Annotated in this window: 17 protein-coding genes and 2 pseudogenes; 14 read left to right on the top strand and 5 right to left on the bottom strand. The window is 66.1% G+C overall.

Features of this window, described 5'->3' with window-relative positions:
* The 5 genes and pseudogenes from FK527_RS08590 to rpmG all read left to right on the top strand — a co-directional run.
* A pseudogene (locus FK527_RS08590) lies at positions 1-129 on the top strand (IS481 family transposase); the annotation flags it as partial.
* Positions 130-525: 396 nt separating this feature from the next.
* Positions 526-1,551 carry an alpha/beta fold hydrolase gene (locus tag FK527_RS08585; RefSeq protein WP_144732441.1) on the top strand — a complete coding sequence of 342 codons (1,026 nt, stop codon included), beginning with the start codon at positions 526-528 and terminating at the stop codon, positions 1,549-1,551.
* A gap of 14 nt (positions 1,552-1,565) precedes the next feature.
* Entirely contained in the window at positions 1,566-3,782 is a 2,217-nt protein-coding gene (locus FK527_RS08580) for a RelA/SpoT family protein (RefSeq protein ID WP_246072734.1), read from the top strand.
* Positions 3,783-4,049: 267 nt separating this feature from the next.
* Positions 4,050-4,283 (top strand): 50S ribosomal protein L28, encoded by a 234-nt coding sequence (gene rpmB, locus FK527_RS08575; protein ID WP_114483713.1) that lies wholly within the window; start codon positions 4,050-4,052, stop codon positions 4,281-4,283.
* 15 nt (positions 4,284-4,298) lie between these two features.
* Positions 4,299-4,469 carry a 50S ribosomal protein L33 gene (rpmG, locus tag FK527_RS08570; RefSeq protein WP_114483712.1) on the top strand — a complete coding sequence of 57 codons (171 nt, stop codon included), beginning with the start codon at positions 4,299-4,301 and terminating at the stop codon, positions 4,467-4,469.
* A gap of 102 nt (positions 4,470-4,571) precedes the next feature.
* On the opposite strand, the gene FK527_RS08565 is transcribed toward rpmG, so the two are convergent.
* The 4 genes from FK527_RS08565 to FK527_RS08550 all read right to left on the bottom strand — a co-directional run bounded on the left by FK527_RS08565 (position 4,572) and on the right by FK527_RS08550 (position 8,600).
* Entirely contained in the window at positions 4,572-5,762 is a 1,191-nt protein-coding gene (locus FK527_RS08565; RefSeq protein WP_144732435.1) for a DesA family fatty acid desaturase, read from the bottom strand.
* 196 nt (positions 5,763-5,958) lie between these two features.
* Positions 5,959-7,230 (bottom strand): RsmB/NOP family class I SAM-dependent RNA methyltransferase, encoded by a 1,272-nt coding sequence (locus FK527_RS08560; protein WP_144732432.1) that lies wholly within the window; start codon positions 7,228-7,230, stop codon positions 5,959-5,961.
* Between the two features lie 80 nt (positions 7,231-7,310).
* Complete coding sequence (purN, locus tag FK527_RS08555) at positions 7,311-7,892, bottom strand: phosphoribosylglycinamide formyltransferase (RefSeq protein WP_144732429.1); 582 nt, start codon at positions 7,890-7,892, stop codon at positions 7,311-7,313.
* A gap of 150 nt (positions 7,893-8,042) precedes the next feature.
* On the bottom strand, positions 8,043-8,600 hold the full coding sequence (locus FK527_RS08550) for an HNH endonuclease (RefSeq protein WP_144732426.1): 558 nt from the start codon (positions 8,598-8,600) through the stop codon (positions 8,043-8,045).
* A 110-nt stretch (positions 8,601-8,710) separates the two neighbouring features.
* On the opposite strand from FK527_RS08550, the gene FK527_RS08545 reads away from it, so the two are divergent.
* From FK527_RS08545 to FK527_RS08500, 9 genes and pseudogenes are all read left to right on the top strand, one after another.
* Entirely contained in the window at positions 8,711-9,826 is a 1,116-nt protein-coding gene (locus FK527_RS08545) for a bifunctional riboflavin kinase/FMN adenylyltransferase (protein WP_144732423.1), read from the top strand.
* Positions 9,827-9,944: 118 nt separating this feature from the next.
* A complete protein-coding gene (ileS, locus tag FK527_RS08540; RefSeq protein WP_144732420.1) occupies positions 9,945-12,815 on the top strand; it encodes an isoleucine--tRNA ligase in 2,871 nt (956 codons plus the stop codon).
* Entirely contained in the window at positions 12,815-13,342 is a 528-nt protein-coding gene (lspA, locus tag FK527_RS08535; protein ID WP_144732417.1) for a signal peptidase II, read from the top strand. Before ileS ends, lspA begins: the two co-directional genes overlap by 1 nt.
* A gap of 50 nt (positions 13,343-13,392) precedes the next feature.
* The gene (locus tag FK527_RS08530; protein WP_144732414.1) at positions 13,393-14,061 is read left to right on the top strand and encodes a site-2 protease family protein; all 669 of its coding nucleotides are present in this window, start codon (positions 13,393-13,395) and stop codon (positions 14,059-14,061) included.
* A 28-nt stretch (positions 14,062-14,089) separates the two neighbouring features.
* Positions 14,090-15,400: a tryptophan--tRNA ligase gene (locus tag FK527_RS08525; RefSeq protein WP_144732411.1), complete on the top strand. Its 1,311-nt coding sequence runs from the start codon at positions 14,090-14,092 to the stop codon at positions 15,398-15,400.
* 243 nt (positions 15,401-15,643) lie between these two features.
* Positions 15,644-15,769 (top strand): annotated as a pseudogene (locus FK527_RS17780) (ATP-binding protein); the annotation flags it as partial.
* Positions 15,770-15,801: 32 nt separating this feature from the next.
* Complete coding sequence (locus tag FK527_RS08510) at positions 15,802-16,074, top strand: PIN domain-containing protein (RefSeq protein ID WP_342778965.1); 273 nt, start codon at positions 15,802-15,804, stop codon at positions 16,072-16,074.
* Positions 16,075-16,118: 44 nt separating this feature from the next.
* Positions 16,119-16,775, top strand: coding sequence for a hypothetical protein (locus tag FK527_RS08505; RefSeq protein ID WP_144732402.1), 657 nt, complete (start codon positions 16,119-16,121; stop codon positions 16,773-16,775).
* A 93-nt stretch (positions 16,776-16,868) separates the two neighbouring features.
* Positions 16,869-17,039: a DUF3149 domain-containing protein gene (locus FK527_RS08500; protein ID WP_186298414.1), complete on the top strand. Its 171-nt coding sequence runs from the start codon at positions 16,869-16,871 to the stop codon at positions 17,037-17,039.
* An 84-nt stretch (positions 17,040-17,123) separates the two neighbouring features.
* On the opposite strand, the gene FK527_RS08495 is transcribed toward FK527_RS08500, so the two are convergent.
* A complete protein-coding gene (locus FK527_RS08495; protein WP_144732400.1) occupies positions 17,124-18,386 on the bottom strand; it encodes a cystathionine gamma-synthase family protein in 1,263 nt (420 codons plus the stop codon).
* Between the last annotated feature and the right edge of the window lie 10 nt (positions 18,387-18,396).

Genomic DNA, 18,396 nt, shown 5'->3' with positions numbered 1-18,396 from the left:
CTCTACAACCACCACTTGCCCCAATCAGCCCTGCAGAGCAAGACGCCTATGCAGGCTATGAGTGGGTGGTACGATTCATACCCTCATTTGTTCCATCGGCGGCCTTATGATCGTCCGGGACTGGACAGCTACACGCTGCGCAGCGTGACCGTGAGCACCAGCGGTCAATTCCCTGCCCCACAGCCGCGCATGCTCGCCATGGCGGCCAAAGCGGGCGCGCTCGAGGACGCCGCCGTCCCCGTGGAGGCCGGCAAGGCCCAGGTGAGCGCGCAGGTGTCCGGGGAAGTGCAGATGCGCTGATTTTCAGTAAAAAAATGGCCGTTTGCCCTTGATACAAGAGCGCAAACAGCTCTCTTTCACAGAGCAATGAAAAGCCGCTTGCTCTGCCTGCAGCGCCCTCATCGACAGTTGCCGCAGGTGTTTTACTGCGGCAATGGAAGGCCTACAGCGTCCTTGCATGGCTTGGATTAGGATCATGCAGGTCACGGCTCTGGCCTCTACCAACCACCGTCAGCAGGTTTTCCCATGACTGAACCCCGCCTGAACTACGTCCTTTGCCCTGGCGCCGCTTCGCCGCGCAGCCCCCTGGTTACCCTTGACGCGCCCGCGACCGCACCTGGGCAGCACCGCATGGCCTATTGGGAATGGAACGGGGAGCCGAATGGAAAGGGCAACCCCGCGCACCCGCATGTGGTGTTGTGCGTGCATGGCCTCTCGCGCCAGGGGCGCGACTTCGACGCGCTGGCGCGTGCCTTGAGCCCGCACGCGCGCGTGGTCTGCCCCGACATGCCCGGGCGCGGGCGCAGTGACTGGCTTGCCGACCCCATGGCCTACGCCGTGCCGCAGTACGCGGCCGACATCCTCTCCTTGCTCGCGCAGCTGCAGCGCGAGGCGCCCATCCAAACGCTGGACTGGGTCGGCACCAGCATGGGCGGCCTGATCGGCATGGCCGTTTGCGGCCAGCCTGGGCTTTGCATCCCCGACGACCCCAACGCCAGCGACCAGGCCATGGGCAGCCACTGGCCACTCGCCGTGCCCGTGCGCCGGCTCGTGCTCAACGACATCGGCCCGCGCATAGACGCACTCGGCCTGCAGCGCATTGGCGAGTACCTGGGCCAGCCCGTGCGCTTCGACACGCTAGAGCAGGCCGCCGAAGCACTGCGCCCGACCTTGAGCGGCCCACACCGGCAGGAAGACTGGCTCGCGCTGACGCGCCACATGCTGCGCCCCGCACCCGAGGGTGGGCTGATGCTGCACTACGACCCGGACATCGCCCAAGCCTTCCGCGCCGCGCCGCCAGGTGCCGCGGCCGAGGGCGAGGCGCTGATGTGGCAGCTGTACGACCGCATCCGCGCGCGCACGCTGCTGCTGCGCGGCCTCGAGTCCGACATCCTCTCGGCCGAGACGGCACAAGCCATGGCGCAGCGCGGGCCGCGCGCACAGATCGTCGAATTCCCCGGCGTGGGCCACGCGCCCACGCTGGTCACGCCCGAGCAGATCGGGCCCGTGGTCGAGTTTCTGCTCGCCCCCGAGCAGCGCGCCGCCGGATGAAATCACCCACCACCATGTCGGCACGCCCATCTCCTTTACCGTCGCCTGCACCGCCATCAGGGCAGCTGCCGCACCTGCTCGCAGCCACGCGGCACACGCTGGCCGAACAGATCGGCGCGCTCGGGCGCGCGCGCCTGTTTGCCGAGCCGCTGCTGGCCGGCGAGACGCTGGACTCGGGCGAAAACACGCTCGCGCACGCCGACGCCGTGGCCGAAGTCCTCAAAAATCTGGGCGGCTCCGAGGCCATGCAGGCCGCGAGCTACCTGGTCTATGCTTGCGACCACCTCACCAAACCCGAAGAGACCATCGCCAAAGCCTTCGGCGCCGACTTTGCGAAGCTGGCCGTCGAGACCACCAAGCTCATGCGCGTGCAGCGCCAGGCGCGCGGTGCGCAGCAGCTCGACGACCCCGCGCTGCAGGCCGAAAACGTGCGCAAGATGCTGCTCGCCTTTTCGCGCGATCTGCGCGTGGTGATGCTGCGCCTGGCCTCGCGCCTGCAAACGCTGCGCTTTCACGCGGCCAGCAAGCTCCCGGTTTCGCCCAATCTGGCGCGTGAATCGCTGCAGGTGTTTGCGCCGCTTGCCAACCGCCTGGGCATCTGGCAGATCAAGTGGGAGCTCGAAGACCTCTCGTTTCGCTTCCTCGAGCCCGACACCTACAAGCAGGTCGCCCGCCTGCTCGACGAAAAGCGCGCCGAGCGCGAGCTCGCCATGGAACAGCTGCGCGCGCAGCTCGAAGCCGACCTGCGCGCGCACAGCATCAGCGCCACCGTGCAGGGGCGCCCCAAGCACATCTACAGCATCGTCAAAAAGATGCGCGGCAAGTCGCTCGACTTCGACCAGGTATTCGACATCCGCGCGCTGCGTGTGATCGTGCCCACCGTGAAGGACTGCTACGCCGCGCTCTCGTGGGTGCACGAGCGCTTCACACCCATGGTTGAGCAGTTCGACGACTACATCGCACGCCCCAAGCCCAACGGCTACCAGTCGTTGCACACGGTGGTGCGCGGTGCTGGCGGCAAGCCCATCGAAGTCCAGATCCGCACCCAGGCCATGCACGAACACGCCGAGCACGGCGTGGCCGCGCACTGGGCCTACAAAGAGGCCGGCAGCAAGGGCTACGCCGGTGTGTCTGCCGACAGCGAATACGACGCCAAGATCGCCGTGCTGCGCCAGCTGCTGGCCTGGCAAAGCGACCTCGTCGGCGAGGCCCGGCACAGCAGCCTGTTCGAAGACCGCATCTACGTGCTCACGCCCGACGCCGCCGTGATCGAGCTGCCGCAGGGCGCCACGCCCGTCGACTTCGCCTACGCGGTGCACACCAGCCTGGGCCACCGCTGCCGCGGCGCGCGCGTCGATGGCGTCATGGTGCCGCTCAACACGCCGCTGCACAACGGCCAGACGGTCGAGATCATCGCCGCCAAGGACGAGGAGCGCCCCTCGCGCGACTGGCTCAACGCCGAGCTCGGCTACCTCACGAGCCCACGCGCGCGCGCCAAGGTGCGCGCCTGGTTCAACGCCCAGGCCACACACGAAACCATCGCGCGCGGGCGCGAGGCCGTCGAAAAGCTGCTGCAGCGCGAAGGCAAGACAGCCCTCAGGCTCGACGAGCTCGCCGCCCAGCTGGGCTTCAAGTCGGCCGATGCGCTCTTCGAGGTCGTGGGCAAGGACGAATACTCGCTGCGCAACATCGAAAACCTGCTGCGCCCACCGCCCGCCGAGCCCGAAGCCGCGCCGCAAGACCTGCCCGCCTTCAAAAAGGCGCGCGCCAGCACCTCGGCACACAGAAGCGGCGTGCTCGTGGTCGGCGTCGATTCGCTCATGACGCAGCTCGCCAAATGCTGCAAGCCGGCGCCGCCCGACGCCATCGGCGGCTTCGTCACGCGCGGCAAGGGCGTGAGCGTGCACCGCGCCGATTGCAGCAATTTCCGCGAACTGGCCGTGCGCAACCCCGAGCGCGTGATCGAGGTCGAATGGGGCACACCCAAGGCGGCTGCCCCCGTCTATCCGGTCGACGTCGCCATCGAAGCCGCCGACCGCCAGGGTCTGCTGCGCGACATCTCGGACGTGTTCGCGCGCGAAAAGACCAACGTCATCGGCGTGCAGACCCAGTCCGTGAAGGGCACGGCCTGGATGACCTTCACGGTCGAAGTCAGCGACGCCGGCCGTCTGAACAAGGTGCTGGGCATCGTCGCGAGCGTGGCCGGCGTGCGCTGGGCGCGGCGGCGCTGACATTGCCCGCGTGAGGCGTTGCGGCGCACAGCACAGAAACGCCCGAAAAAATTCCCAGGAATAGACCACCAAAAAAGCCCCATCCGGCTATAATCGCGGGCTTTGCCACACTTGGCAGCAGTTGCAATACTGCTTTGTCACAAGGCAAAGATGGGTTACCGCCACCCTTTCTGGCGAGGTGAGGCCGCAGGCACAGCAAGAAAAAGCGCACCGCCGCTCATCTTCTTGGCAGCTGCAGGCGGCCGTGATCGATATCGGAGTTGCCTCATGGCACGCGTTTGCGACGTAACGGGCAAGAAGCCCATGGTGGGAAACAACGTCTCCCACGCCAACAACAAAACCAAGCGCCGGTTCCTGCCGAACCTGCAATACCGCCGTTTCTGGGTCGAGAGCGAAAACCGCTGGGTGCGCCTGCGCATCACCAACGCGGCCTTGCGCCTGATCGACAAGAAGGGCATCGATGCCGTGCTTGCAGACCTGCGTGCACGCGGCCAGGCTTAAGAAGGAGAGAGCACCATGGCAAGCAAAGGCGGACGCGACAAAATCAAGCTGGAATCCACCGCGGGTACCGGCCACTTCTACACCACGACCAAAAACAAAAAGACCACGCCCGACAAAATGGTGATCATGAAATTCGATCCCAAGGCGCGCAAGCACGTCGAATACAAGGAAACCAAGCTGAAGTAAGCCGCAGCAAAGCCGCTTCTCCAGTTCCTTAAAAAATCCGCCCGGTGCCACCAAGGTGCCGGGCGGATTTTTTATTGAAGGCGGATATGGCGATGCGGCGTCTCAGGCATGCAAGGCCCGCAGGCGCAGCGCAAAGTCGCGCAGCGCGGCGATGCCGCTGCCCTCGGCGCGGCGGCACCAGGCTTGCAGTTCGGCCGTGAGTTGCGCGCGTGTGTGCGTGGTGCTGAGCCACAGCTGGCGCAGCTCCTCGCGCATGGTGAGCATTTGGTCTAGCACCGGGTGCGCGGCGCGCGCCTGCGCAAATTGCGGCAGCGCCGCCGCCGGCAGCTTCTCGGCGTCGCGGTGCAGCCAGCGGCGCACCGTGCGCAGCGAGGCGTCGGGCTGCAGGCGCTTGAGCTCGCAGCGCATGCTGCGTGCGTAGCGCGCCATGACCTCGTAGCGGTGCGCAATCAGCGCCTCCAGCGTTTGCTCATCGGCCACGGGGCGCACGGCGCCAAAACGCAGCCGCGGCGGCAGCTTTTTCACCGTGGCCCAGCCGAATTTCTGCAGCAGCCAGATGTAGCACCAGCCCAGATCGAACTCGTATGGCTTGACTGCGAACTTGGCCGCCGTCGGGTAGGTGTGGTGGTTGTTGTGCAGCTCCTCGCCGCCTATCACAATGCCCCAGGGCACGAGGTTGGTGCTCGCGTCGGGTGATTCGAAGTTGCGATAGCCCCAGAAGTGCCCCACGCCGTTGACCACGCCCGCCGCCCAGAACGGAATCCACACCATCTGCACGGCCCACACGGCAGCGCCGAGCGCGCCGAAGAGCGCAAGGTCGAGCAGCAGCATCAGCCCCACACCCTGCCAAGGGTAGCGGCTGTAAATGTGGCGCTCCACCCAGTCGTCGGGCGTGCCGTGGCCGAACTTGCGCAGCGTTTCCTCATTTTTGGCCTCGGCCCGGTACAGCTCGGCGCCGCGCCAGAGCACGGCGTCGAGCCCGCGCGTTTGCGGGCTGTGCGGATCGTCGGGGGTTTCGCACTTGGCGTGGTGCTTGCGGTGGATCGCCACCCATTGTTTGGTGACCATGCCCGTGCCCAGCCAGAGCCAAAAGCGGAAAAAATGCGCGGGAATCGGGTGCAGATCGAGCGCGCGGTGCGCCTGCGCGCGGTGCAAAAACACGGTGACGGCGACGATGGTCACATGCGTGGTCGCCAGCGTGTAAAAAACGATTTGCCACCAGGAAAGATGCCACAAGCCGTGGCCCAGCCAGTCAATGGCTGCACTGAACGCAGCCCCATCCACAAAAGACATAACACTCCAAAACAAACATTGCCTCGCGGCATCCTCCAGTCACCCAGAGACAAGCCGCACTCGCGCCAAGGAGCTCCGAAGATATCTCCACTGCGCGAGTGCTTGCCATTGTAGAGACGCGCTGGCGGCAGGCCATGCGTGAAAACCATGGTGACAGCGCTGGCCTTGCGCGCTGCGCGCCCGCCCTCTTACGCGCTCACTGGCGCGTCCACACCGCAGCAAAAAAGCCGTCGGTCTGGTGCTTGTGCGGCCACAGGCGCAGGTAGGCCGAGCCCGTGGCGCCACCGCTGCACAATGCCCTGCCCTGCACCAGCTTGAGCTGTTCGAGCGCTTCGCCCGCGTCGAGCGGCGCAAATTCGGGGTGCGCAGCGCCGAAAGCCTCGGCGATGGCTTCGTTTTCCTCGCGCAGCAGGCTGCAGGTCGCATAGACCAGGCGTCCGCCGGGCTTGAGCAGCCGCGCCGCGCTCGCCAGGATCGCGGCCTGCTTGTGCGTGAGCTCCTGCACGCTTTGTGGTGACTGGCGCCACTTCAAGTCCGGGTTGCGCCGCAGCGTGCCCAGGCCCGAGCACGGTGCATCGACGAGCACGCGGTCGATCTTGCCCGCCAGGCGCTTGACGCGCTCGTCGCGCTCGTGCGCGATCGCCACCGGGTGCACGTTCGAGAGCCCACTGCGCGCGAGCCGCGGCTTGAGCGCGTCGAGCCGGTGCGCCGAGGTGTCGAAGGCATAAAGCCGCCCCGTGTTGCGCATGGCCGCGCCCAGCGCGAGCGTCTTGCCACCCGCGCCGGCGCAAAAATCGACCACCATCTCGCCGCGGCGTGCGTCCAGCAGCAGCGCGAGCAGCTGCGAGCCTTCGTCCTGCACTTCAAAGGCGCCGCGCTCGAAGGCCGGCAAGCGCGCGAGCGCGGGCTTGCCTTGCACGCGCAAGCCCCATGGCGAATACGGTGTCACTACTGATTGAATAGCTGCTTGCGCAAGCTCCGCCTGCACTTGTTCGCGTTTTTCTTTCAAAATGTTGACGCGCAGATCGAGCGGCGCGCCTTGCAGCAGGCTTTCGGCCAGCGGCCAAAACTCGCCGCCCAGTTGCGCCTTGAGCGGCTGCGCGATCCACTCGGGCAGGTTGTGACGATGCGGCTCGAGCAAATCTGCGGGATCGACCGCATTGCAGGCTTCGAGCCAGCTTTTCTCCTGCATGTTCAAGGCGCTGTAGAGAAAGTCGCGCGGGCCATGAAAGCCCAAAATCGCCAGGCGCCGCTCCTTGGGCCCCGAGCCCGAGCGCGCGAGGTATTCGAACAGCAGCTTTTTACGCAGCACGGCATAGACGGTCTCGGCCAGCGTCGCGCGTTCGCGCGGGCCCAGGTTGCGGTGCTCGCGAAAAAAGCGCGACACCACGGCGTCGGCCGGGTGCTCGAAGCGCAGCGTGCGGCGCACGAGATCGGCGCAAGTGTCCAGTAAGGCTTTGGGGTGCATAGACGATTGGGCGCACTTTTGGGGGCGCCAACATTTTTAGTCAAATTGGGCTTTTGCGCTTATATGGCAAGCGCAAGCAGCTACTGTTTCAAAAGCAACTGCGCAATCGCCCGCGGGTAGATGATGTGCTCTTGCGAGAGCACGCGCGCGCGCAGCGCTGCGGCGTCGTCGCCCGGCAAAATCGGCACCACGGCCTGCTCGAGTATGGGGCCGGCGTCGAGCTCGGCTGTGACCAAGTGCACGCTGGCGCCGGCAAACTTGCAGCCTGCGGCGATGGCGCGCTCGTGCGTGTTGAGGCCGCTGAAGGCCGGCAGCAGCGAAGGGTGGATGTTCACGAGCCGGCCCGCATAGTGCGCGACGAAGCCGGGCGTCAGGATGCGCATGAAGCCCGCGAGCACCACGAGCGCGGGCGCGTAGCGGTCGATGCGGGCCTGAAGCTCGGCATCGAAGTCCTCGCGGCGCGCAAAACCCTGGTGCGCGATCGCCTCGGTGGCCAGCCCTTGCGCGCGCGCCCAGGCCAGGCCCGGCGCCTCGGGCTGGTTACTGAGCACGGCGGCCACGCGCGCGCCCAGGCGCTGCTCCCAGCGCTCTTGCTGCGCCGCGCGCACGATGGCCTGCATGTTCGAGCCCGCGCCCGAGATCAGGATCACGATGTTTTTCATGGGGGCGCGATTATCCCAGGCTCGGCATCGCAGATGCCCCGAGCCATGAACGCCGCAGCCACAATGACCGTCAGCCGTTAGCCGTCCGCCAGCGCCCGCGTAGGCCCGAAGGGCCGCCTCATGGACAATCTGGGCTCGGACAATCTGGGTTCAAACCAGCAGCCGCGACGATTTGGGCACATGCGCGAGCAAGAACTCCATCTGGTCGGCCAGGATGCGCCGGTTGCGCAAAATGAAATCCTCCCACAGGCTGGGCACATAGGGCGCATACAGCAGCGGCATGCGCGCCTGCTCGGGCGTGCGCGCACCCTTGCGGTGGTTGCAGGCGCGGCAGGCCGTGACCACGTTCATCCAATGGTCGCGCCCGCGCTGCGCAAGCGGCACGATGTGCTCGCGCGTGAGGTCTTCTTCGTCGCAGTGACCGCCGCAGTAGGCGCAGACGTTGCGGTCACGCGCGAACAGTTTGGCGTTGGTCAGGCTGGACTTGAGGTTGAAGGGGTTGATGCCCGGCACGCCCTTGGTGCCTATGATGCTGTTGACTGCAATGACCGACTGCGCCCCCGTGACCGCGTTGTGCCCGCCGCGAAACAGCGCCACCTGCGCGCCGGACTCCCAGCGCACTTCATCTGCGGCATAGTGCAGCACCGCCTGTTCGAGCGAAATCCACGCCTGGGGCAAGCCCTGGGCCGAGAGCTTCAGTACCTTCACGAGACGCCTCCTGGATACGGCTTGGGCACAATATACTCCGATTTGATGACAAATTGCCACTTTGCGCTTTGTCCGCGAGCGCAGGCAGCTACTAAAACCATAACAAACCAATGAAAATCTTTCGTGGTTTCCACCACCCCGACATCGCGCCGGCCTGCGCGCTGACCATTGGCAACTTCGACGGCGTGCACCGTGGCCACCAGGCCATGCTCGCGCTGCTGCACAGCGAAGCCGCGCACCGCGGCATCCCGAGTTGTGTGCTCACGTTCGAGCCGCACCCGCGTGACTACTTTGCTGCCGCGCAGCGCAAGCCCGAGATCGCCCCTGCGCGCATAGGTACGCTGCGCGACAAGCTCACCGAGCTCGCGCGCTGCGGCGTGCAGCAAACCGTGGTGCTGCCTTTTGACGCGCGCCTGGCCGCGCAGTCGCCGCAGGACTTCATCGACCAGGTGCTGCGGCGCGGCCTGGGCGTGCGCTACGTGCTCGTGGGCGACGACTTTCGCTTCGGCGCGCGGCGCGCGGGCGACTACGCCATGCTCGAAGCCGCGGGCCAGGCGCAGGGCTTCGAGGTTGCGCGCATGAACAGCTACGAAGTGCCCATGCCCGCTGACCTGCTCACGCCGCAAGCGGCCAGCGCTGCAGCCGCCCAACACAGCCTGCGCGTGTCGAGCTCTGCCGTGCGCGCTGCGCTCGCGCAGGGGCGCATGGAAGACGCAGCACGGCTGCTCGGGCGACCCTACAGCATCAGTGGCCACGTGGTACACGGGCGCAAGCTCGGCCGCGCGCTCGGCGCGAGCGCGGACGACGCGGGCGACGGCTTTCGCACGCTCAACCTGCGCTTCACCCACTGGAAGCCCGCCGCGAGCGGCATCTTCGCCGTGCGCGTGCGCGGTCTTACCGATGTGGCGCTGCCCGGCGTGGCCAACCTCGGCGTGCGCCCCTCGCTCGACCCGGCCGACGTGAACGGCGGGCGCGTGCTGCTCGAAACGCATTGTCTGACCTGGCCGTCCCACCTGGGGCCCGAAGAGGCCTACGGTAAAATTATCTGCGTGGAACTGCTACACAAATTGCACGACGAACGCAAGTACGACAGCCTGGCCGCGCTGACCGCCGGCATAGCGCAAGATTGCGCCGACGCGCGCGCCTTCTTCGCTGCCGCCGAGCCCGAGACCGCCGGCACCTCCCACGCCGAAACCCGCCGCCAAACCACGCGCGACCGAATTTGAGGGCGCACGCCGCGCCGCAGGCCAGCCTGCGCGCCAGGCCCTTAGTGCTTTCGCCGCCCTCTTTCATCCCATCCCGATTGCCGGCCCCTGCGGCCTGCCTCGCCCTCCAAGGCCCCTCATGTCCAAGCCTGCCAAGCCCACCGACCCCGCGAGCCCCAAGCCTGACTACCGCAGCACGCTGAACCTGCCCGACACGCCCTTTCCGATGCGCGGCGACCTGCCCAAGCGCGAGCCGGCCTGGGTCAAGGAGTGGGAAGAAAAACGCCTATACCGCAAGCTGCGCTACGCGCGCCTGGGTGCGCCCAAGTTCGTGCTGCACGACGGCCCGCCCTACGCCAACGGCCAGATCCACATCGGCCACGCGGTCAACAAAATCCTCAAGGACATGATCGTCAAGGCGCGCCAGCTCAAGGGCCTGGACGCGCAATACATCCCCGGCTGGGACTGTCACGGCCTGCCGATCGAAAACGCGATCGAAAAGCTCCACGGCCGCAACCTGCCGCGTGACGAGATGCAGGCCAAGAGCCGCGCCTTTGCCACCGAGCAGATCGCGCTGCAAATGGCCGACTTCAAGCGCCTGGGCGTGCTCGGGCAGTGGGAGCACCCGTACAAAACCATGGACTTCGTCAACGAGGCGGCCGAAATCCGCGCATTCAAGCGCGTGATGGAGCGCGGCTTCGTCTATCGCGGCTTGAAGCCCGTCTATTGGTGCTTCGACTGCGGCTCGTCGCTGGCCGAGTTCGAAATCGAATACCAGGACAAGAAGAGCACCACGCTGGACGTAGGCTTCGAATGCGCCGAGCCCGACAAGCTCGCCGCGGCGTTCGGCGTCCCTGCGCTCACGCAGCCCGCCTACGCCGTGATCTGGACCACCACGGCCTGGACCATCCCCGCGAACCAGGCGCTCAACCTCAACCCCGAGCTCGACTACGCGCTCGTGCAAACAGAGCAGGGCCTGCTCGTGCTCGCGGCGAGCTTGGTCGAACCATGCCTCGCGCGCTACCAGCTCAGCGGCCAGGTGCTGGCCACGGCACGCGGCGAAAAGCTGGCGCTGATTCATTTCAAGCACCCGCTGTACGATTTCGATCCCGGCTACAAACGCCTGAGCCCCGTCTATCTCGCCGACTACGCCACCGCCGAGGACGGCACCGGCATCGTGCACTCGGCGCCAGCCTACGGCGTGGAAGACTTCAACAGTTGCGTCGCGCACGGCATGCACTACGAGGACATCCTCAACCCCGTGCAGGGCAACGGCAGCTACGCGGCCGACTTCCCGCTCTTTGGCGGCCTCAACATCTGGAAGGCCGTGCCCCTCATCATCGACGCGCTGCGCAACGCCGGGCGCCTGTTTGCCACGCACGAGATCACGCACAGCTACCCGCACTGCTGGCGCCACAAGACGCCCGTGATCTACCGCGCCGCCGCGCAATGGTTCGTGCGCATGGACGAAGGCGAAGGCATCTTCACCAAGGACAAAGCGCCGCAAACCCTGCGCCAGATGGCGCTCGCGGCGATCGAGCAGACCCACTTTTACCCCGAAAACGGCAAAACCCGCCTGCGCGACATGATCGCCAACCGCCCCGACTGGTGCATCTCGCGCCAGCGCAGCTGGGGCGTGCCGCTGCCCTTCCTGCTCGATGTTGATAGCGGCGAGCCGCACCCGCGCACGCCGCAGATCATCGATTTGGCCGCCGACGTGGTCGAGGACGGCGGCATCGAGGCCTGGAGCAAGCTCAGCGTCGCGGACATCCTGCAGCGCATCGGCGACAAGAGCGCGCCCGCGCGCTGGAGCAAGAGCAACGACATTCTCGAAGTCTGGTTCGACTCGGGCACCACGCACACCACGGTGCTCAAGGTCTCGCACCCCGGCGCGGGCCACGAAAACGGCCCCGAGGCCGACCTCTACCTCGAAGGGCACGACCAGCACCGCGGCTGGTTCCACTCGTCGCTGCTCACGGCCTGCGCGATGTACGGGCGCGCACCCTACCTCGGCCTGCTCACGCACGGCTTCACCGTCGATGGCCAGGGGCGCAAGATGAGCAAGAGCCTGGGCAACGTCGTCGCGCCGCAAACCATCAGCGAAAAGCTCGGCGCCGAAATCATCCGCCTGTGGTGCGCAGCCACCGATTACTCGGGCGACCTGGGCATAGACGACAAAATCCTCGCGCGCGTGGTCGATGCCTACCGCCGCATTCGCAACACGCTGCGCTTTTTGCTGGCCAACGTGAGCGACTTCGACCCGGCGAAAGACGCCGTCCCCGAGGAAGAACTGCTCGAGATAGACCGCTATGCACTCGCGCGCGCCGCCGAACTGCAGGCCGACTTTCTTGCGCACTACGAAAAATACGAATTCCACCCCGTCGTCGCCAAGCTGCAGGTCTATTGCAGCGAAGACCTGGGCGCGTTCTACCTCGACGTGCTCAAAGACCGCCTCTACACCACCGCGCCCAAGAGCCACGCACGCCGCAGCGCGCAAACGGCGCTGTACCAGATCACGCACGCCATGCTGCGCTGGATGGCGCCTTTTTTGAGCTTCACGGCCGAAGAAGCCTGGAAGGTGTTCGGCGATTCGGAGTCGATATTCCTCGAAACTTATAGCAGCTTCGGCAGGCCAGACGGCGCTTTGCTCGCAAAATGGGCAAGAATCCGCGCGATCCGCGACCTCGTGAACAAAGAGATCGAGGCCCTGCGCGCCGCAGGGCAGGTCGGCTCCTCGCTGCAGGCCACGCTGCGCCTCACGGCCGCGGCGGACGACTACGCACTGCTCGCGAGCCTGGGCGAGGATTTGAAGTTCGTCTTCATCACCTCGGCCGCCGAGTTGGTGCCAGGCGACGCCTTGCACATCGAAGTGCAGCCCAGCACGGATGCCAAATGCGAACGCTGCTGGCACTACCGCGCCGACGTGGGGCATGACGCTGCACACCCCACGCTGTGCGGCCGCTGCACGAGCAACCTTTTCGGCGCGGGCGAGCCGCGCAAGGTGGCCTGATGGCGCGCGGCAAAAGCGCCGCACCGCGCCGCCCGGGCAGCGGCGGGGCTGCTGGCGCAAGCCTGTGGGGCTGGATGGGTTGGGCGCTGGTGGTGCTGCTCGCCGACCAGTTCACCAAGACGATGATCCTCGGCTTCTACCACCTGGGTGATACCACGCCGGTCACGGGCTTTTTCAACATCGTGCGGGCGCATAACACGGGCGCGGCTTTTTCGTTCCTGGCTGCGGCGGGCGGCTGGCAGCGCTGGTTCTTTACCGCGCTGGGCGTGGCCGCCGCCGTGTTCATCGTCTGGCAGCTGCGCGCGCACGCAGGGCAAAAGCTGTTTTGCTTCGCACTCGCGAGCATCCTGGGCGGCGCCGTGGGCAACGTGATCGATCGCGTCGTGCACGGCTACGTGGTCGATTTTCTCGACTTCCACTGGCACGGCTGGCACTTTCCGGCGTTCAACGTCGCAGACTCCGCGATCACCGTGGGCGCAGCCTGCCTGATCCTTGACGAGCTGCTGCGCGTGCGCCGCGCCCGTTGAGAACGGGTTTGCCCACTTCGACCGCCCACGCCTTCTGAGACAATCCGCGCGTGAACGACGCCAACCTCATCCAAACCATCCTGATCTACGTCCTGCCGGTGCTGTTTGCCATCACCGTGCACGAAGCCGCACACGGCTATGCCGCGCGCCACTTCGGCGACAACACCGCCGCCATGATGGGGCGGCTCACGCTCAACCCGCTCAAGCACATCGACCCTGTCGGCACCGTTTTGATGCCGCTGCTGCTGTATTTCGCGACCTCGGGCGCTTTTCTGTTCGGCTACGCCAAGCCCGTGCCCGTGCAGTTCGACCGCCTGCGCAACCCCAAGCGCGACATGGTGTGGGTGGCGCTCGCCGGGCCTGCGTCCAACTTTTTGCAGGCATTGCTGTGGGCGCTGTTTCTGATCGTGCTCGCGCTGCTGGGCATAGACGAGCGCTTTTTCATCCAGATGGCGCGCGCCGGCGTGGCGGTCAACCTCGTGATGTGGGCCTTCAACCTGTTTCCGCTGCCGCCGCTCGACGGCGGGCGCATTCTCGTAGGCTTGCTGCCCTGGAAGCAGGCGCAGGCCGTTTCGCGCGTCGAGCCCTATGGCTTTTTCATCGTCATGGCGCTCGTGATCGCGGGCGTAGTGAGCACCTTCTGGCTGCGCCCGCTCATGGCCCTGGGTTACTGGATCGTCAACCTGCTGCTCAGCCCGCTTGCGCTGCTGCTGCGCTGACGCCCGCATTTTTCGCTGCATCGATCGCATGACGACACGTTTTCTCACCGGCATCACCACCACGGGCACGCCCCACCTGGGCAACTTCGTAGGCTCCATCCGCCCCGCGGTCGCGGCGAGCCGCGAACCCGGCGTGCAGAGTTTTTACTTCCTGGCCGACTACCACGCGCTCATCAAGTGCGAAGACCCGGCGCGCATCCAGCGCTCCACGCTCGAAATCGCCGCGAGCTGGCTCGCTGCGGGGCTGGAGCCGGCGCAGGTCTTTTTCTACCGCCAGTCCGACATCCCAGAAATCCCCGAGCTCACCTGGCTGCTCACCTGCGTGACCGGCAAGGGGCTACTCAACCGCGCCCACGCCTACAAGGCCGCGCAGGACAAAAACACCGCCGCAGGCCGCGACGCGGACGACGGCGTGAGCGCGGGCCTGTTCATGTACCCCGTGCTCATGGCCGCCGACATTTTGATGTTCAAGGCACACAAGGTGCCCGTGGGGCGCGACCAGGTGCAGCACATCGAGATGGCGCGCGACATGGCCGCGAGCTTCAACCACTTGTACGGCGAGCACTTCGTGCTGCCCGAAGCCCAGATTGAAGAACACGTGGCCACGCTGCCGGGGCTGGACGGGCGCAAGATGAGCAAGAGCTACGACAACACCATCCCGCTGTTTGCGCCGCGCGAGCAGCTGCGCAAGCTCGTCGCGAGCATCGTGACCGACTCGCGTGCACCTGGCGAGCCCAAGGAGGTCGAAGGCTCGGCACTGTTCCAGATTTACCAGGCGTTTGCGCGCCCGCAGGAAACCGAAGCCCTGCGTGCAGCTTACGCCCAAGGCATCGCCTGGGGCGAAGTCAAGCAGCTCGTGTTCGAGCGCATAGACCAGACCCTCGCGCCACTTCGCGCGCGCTACGAGGCGCTGATCCAGGACCCCGCGCGCATCGAAGCCACGCTGCGCGCCGGTGCCGAACGCGCACGCGCGATCGCCACGCCCTTTTTGCGCGAGTTACGCCACGCCGTGGGACTGCGCAGCCTTGCCCAAGGCACGGCCCAGCAGACCGGAAAGCCCGCCAAACCGGGCAAAGCCGCCTTGCCCTCTTTCAAACAATACCGGGAAGCCGACGGCAAGTTTTACTTCAAACTCGTCTCGCCCCAGGGCCGCTTGCTGCTGCAGAGCACGGGCTTTGACAGCCCGCGCGCCGCCGGCCAGGCGATTGCGCAACTGCAGCAGCAAGGCGCGCCGGCGCTACAGGCTCTTGCCGCCCAATTCACGCCCGTGGCAGGCGTGACGGAGGACGAAGTGGCTGCGGCGCTGCAGGCGCTCCAGGACACGGCGCAGCAGACCTGAGGCCACTGCGCGCGCCCCAAGCACGCTGAACGTGCTCGCCCAGGGTGGGTGCCGCGCTGCCAGGATCACGTGATCCTCGCCCGCATGGCGCTGCGCGGGGCTGACGTAACGGATGCCGCTGTGCCGATGCGCATGGTTGTACCAATGCACGAAGCCAGCCGCCCAGGCGCAGCCGCGCTTCCTTGGAGTCACGGGACGGGCTTCAGGCTCATACCTTGTTGAATAACACTCCTGGAGCGCAGCACGGTGATGAGCTTGGCATTGGGTAAATGGGTCAGCCGTGGTCATGCAGTGCGGATCACCGGGCCGACTGGCGCGGGCAAGTCATGGCTGGCGTGCGCGCTGGCCCAGCATGCCTGCCGGCGGGGCCTGTGGCGGCCTGGCAGGGGCCTCGATAAAAAATTTCCAAACCCCTCACACACAGAAATTCTGACACTCCCCCTACGGCTGCTTATGAAAACATTCTGGAAACACTGACGGTGCTGCCCATCGAAGCCAGCCTCAGCCCAGTCTATGCGAGACTGCGCACCGTGCTCAATGCCCAAGGCACCCCCATGGGGGCGAACGACCTGCCGATCGCCGCGCAAGCGCTTGCCATGGGCGCCACGGTGGTCAGCGCCGACGCCGCTTTTGCGCGCGTGCCCGGCTTGCAGGTGAGCAACTGGCTGGCCTGATGCCGCTCCAATGACCCCATCCCTACCACTTTTTTGTCGATCTCATGCTGCTCGAAGCCACCCTCGTGACCTTGGCCATACTCGTGGCGCTGTGGCTCGCGCCGTGGCGCATGCTCGTGTGGCCCGCCGCGCCCGGGCGCGAACGCACGCTCTCGCCGCTCATCTCGCCGCTGCTCGCGACGCTCGTGCTGCTGCCCTGGGTCTGGGCGCTACCCACCTTGCACGCCATGCCGCTGCAACTGCAATGGTCGGGCGCCTGCCTGGTGGTGCTGATGCTGGGCTGGCCGCTCGCCGTGCTGACGCTGGTGGCGGTGGGCGTGCTCGCGTGCTGGTTTTCGCCCGCCATGGACTGGGCGCAGGCGCTGGGCACCATCGCCTGGCTCGGCGTGGTGCCGGCCACCTTTGCGCTGTTTTTGGGCGCGCTGATACGGCGCTTCATAGGCGAATGGATCTTCGTTTATGTGCTGGGCCGCGCGTTCCTGGGCACGGTGCTGTGCGTATTCGCCTCCGCCATGCTGGCTCAATGGAGCGGCCACACGCTGCCCGGCGTCGATGAGGGTCTTTCGCTCGTCGGGCACTGGCTCATGGCCTGGGGCGATGGCTTCATCACCGGCATGTTCGCGGCGATTTTCGTTGCCTTCAAACCCGAATGGCTCGCCACCTGGTCGGACAAGCTGTACCTGCATCCGCCACCGCGCTGAAGGGCGCCCAAGATAGCCCCTTTCTGACGCAAGTCAACCCGCACCAAGGTCTGTCGCGCGATAGTGAGGCATCCATGTTCCAAGGAGGGTTTCATGAAACTGCTGACCGACCTTTTTTCCACCGACTATGGCCTGATGAGCATCATCGGTATCCTGTTCATGATTGGCATGGGCGTTTTCTTCGTGCGTTTGTTCCTCGGAAAAATGGACGAAAGCGCCCGGAATGCGAAGAGCGCGGGGTCGTCCATCAAACACCAGCACTGAGGAGGTGCGAACGAACCCGCCATGCACGCCGGATTCATTCACACTTCCTGAACCTGTCGCCCGCCGCATACGCGCAGCTTTTCACTACGCCAGCGCCTGCTCGAAATCTGCGCGCAGGTCTTCGAGTTCTTCGAGCCCGACGGACAGGCGGATCATGCCGTCCGGGATGTCCATGGCCGCGCGCACTGCGGCGCCGGCCTCCCAGAAGATGGTGTGCGCCACGGGGATGATGAGCGTGCGCGTGTCACCCAGGCCCGTGGCCTTGATGGGCAGGCGCAGGCGGTTGCACAGCGGCAGGCACTGCGCGGCGTCGCGCAGCTCGAACGAGAGCAGCCACGCGCCCGCCTTGAAATGCTGCTGCGCGCGCGCATGCTGCGGGTGTGAGGGCAGGCCCGGGTAGTGCACGCGCGCGATGGCCGGGTGTTGCTGCAGCCACTGCGCGAGCGCGAGCGCCGTCGCGCTGCTGCGCTCCATGCGCAGCGCGAGCGTCTCGGCGCCCAGCGCGATCTGGTGGGCGGCGTAGGCCGAGAGCGTCGCGCCCATGTCGCGCAGCCCCTTCTTGCGCACCTGCTGCAGGCCCCAGCCCTTGGGGTTGCCCTTGCGGTACGCGGCAAAGATGTTGGGGTAGCGGCTCCAGTCGAACAGCCCCGTGTCTATGACCGCACCACCCAGCGCATCGCCCTGCCCAGCTATGCTTTTCGATAGCGAATGGACGACCAGCCCGGCGCCCACGCTCGCGGGCCGAAACAGGTAGGGCGAGGCCACGGTGTTGTCCACCACATAGAGCAAGCCGCGCTCGGCACACAACGCGCCTATGCCTTCGAGGTCGGGGATTTGCGTGCCGGGATTGGCGATGGTTTCGACGAACACCATGCGTGTGTTCGGGCGCAGCGCGGCGGCCACCTGGGCAGCATCGCGCACATCGACCACGCTTACCTCCACGCCCAGATCGGCGAGCGTGCCGAGCACGCTGTTGGTGTTGCCGAACACGAACTGGCTCGCCACGAGGTGGTCGCCCGCCTTGAGCAGCGTGAGAAACACCGCGCAGATCGCCGCCATGCCCGTGGCAAAGCTCACGCAACCCTGCCCTTGCTCCATTTGCGTGAGCATGGATTCGAGCGCCGCCGTGGTCGGCGTGCCTTGGCGCGCGTAGTTGAAACCACCCGCCGCCGTGCCCTGGAACACGGCGATCAGGTCTTCCACGCGCTCGAAGCCGTACTGCACCGAGGTGTGCAGCGGCTGGTGGATCGCCCCATGCTCGGCGCCGCCCCAGCGGTCGGCGTGCACGATGCGGGTGGTGAAATGGGGCGTGGGGGCTTGGGTGGGGGCCGGAATGGGATGACTCATGAAAGCTTTG

It is taken from the genome of Extensimonas perlucida (assembly GCF_007655255.1).
Lineage (GTDB): Bacteria > Pseudomonadota > Gammaproteobacteria > Burkholderiales > Burkholderiaceae_C > Extensimonas > Extensimonas perlucida.
This window is presented reverse-complemented; position numbering and strand designations above follow the sequence as displayed.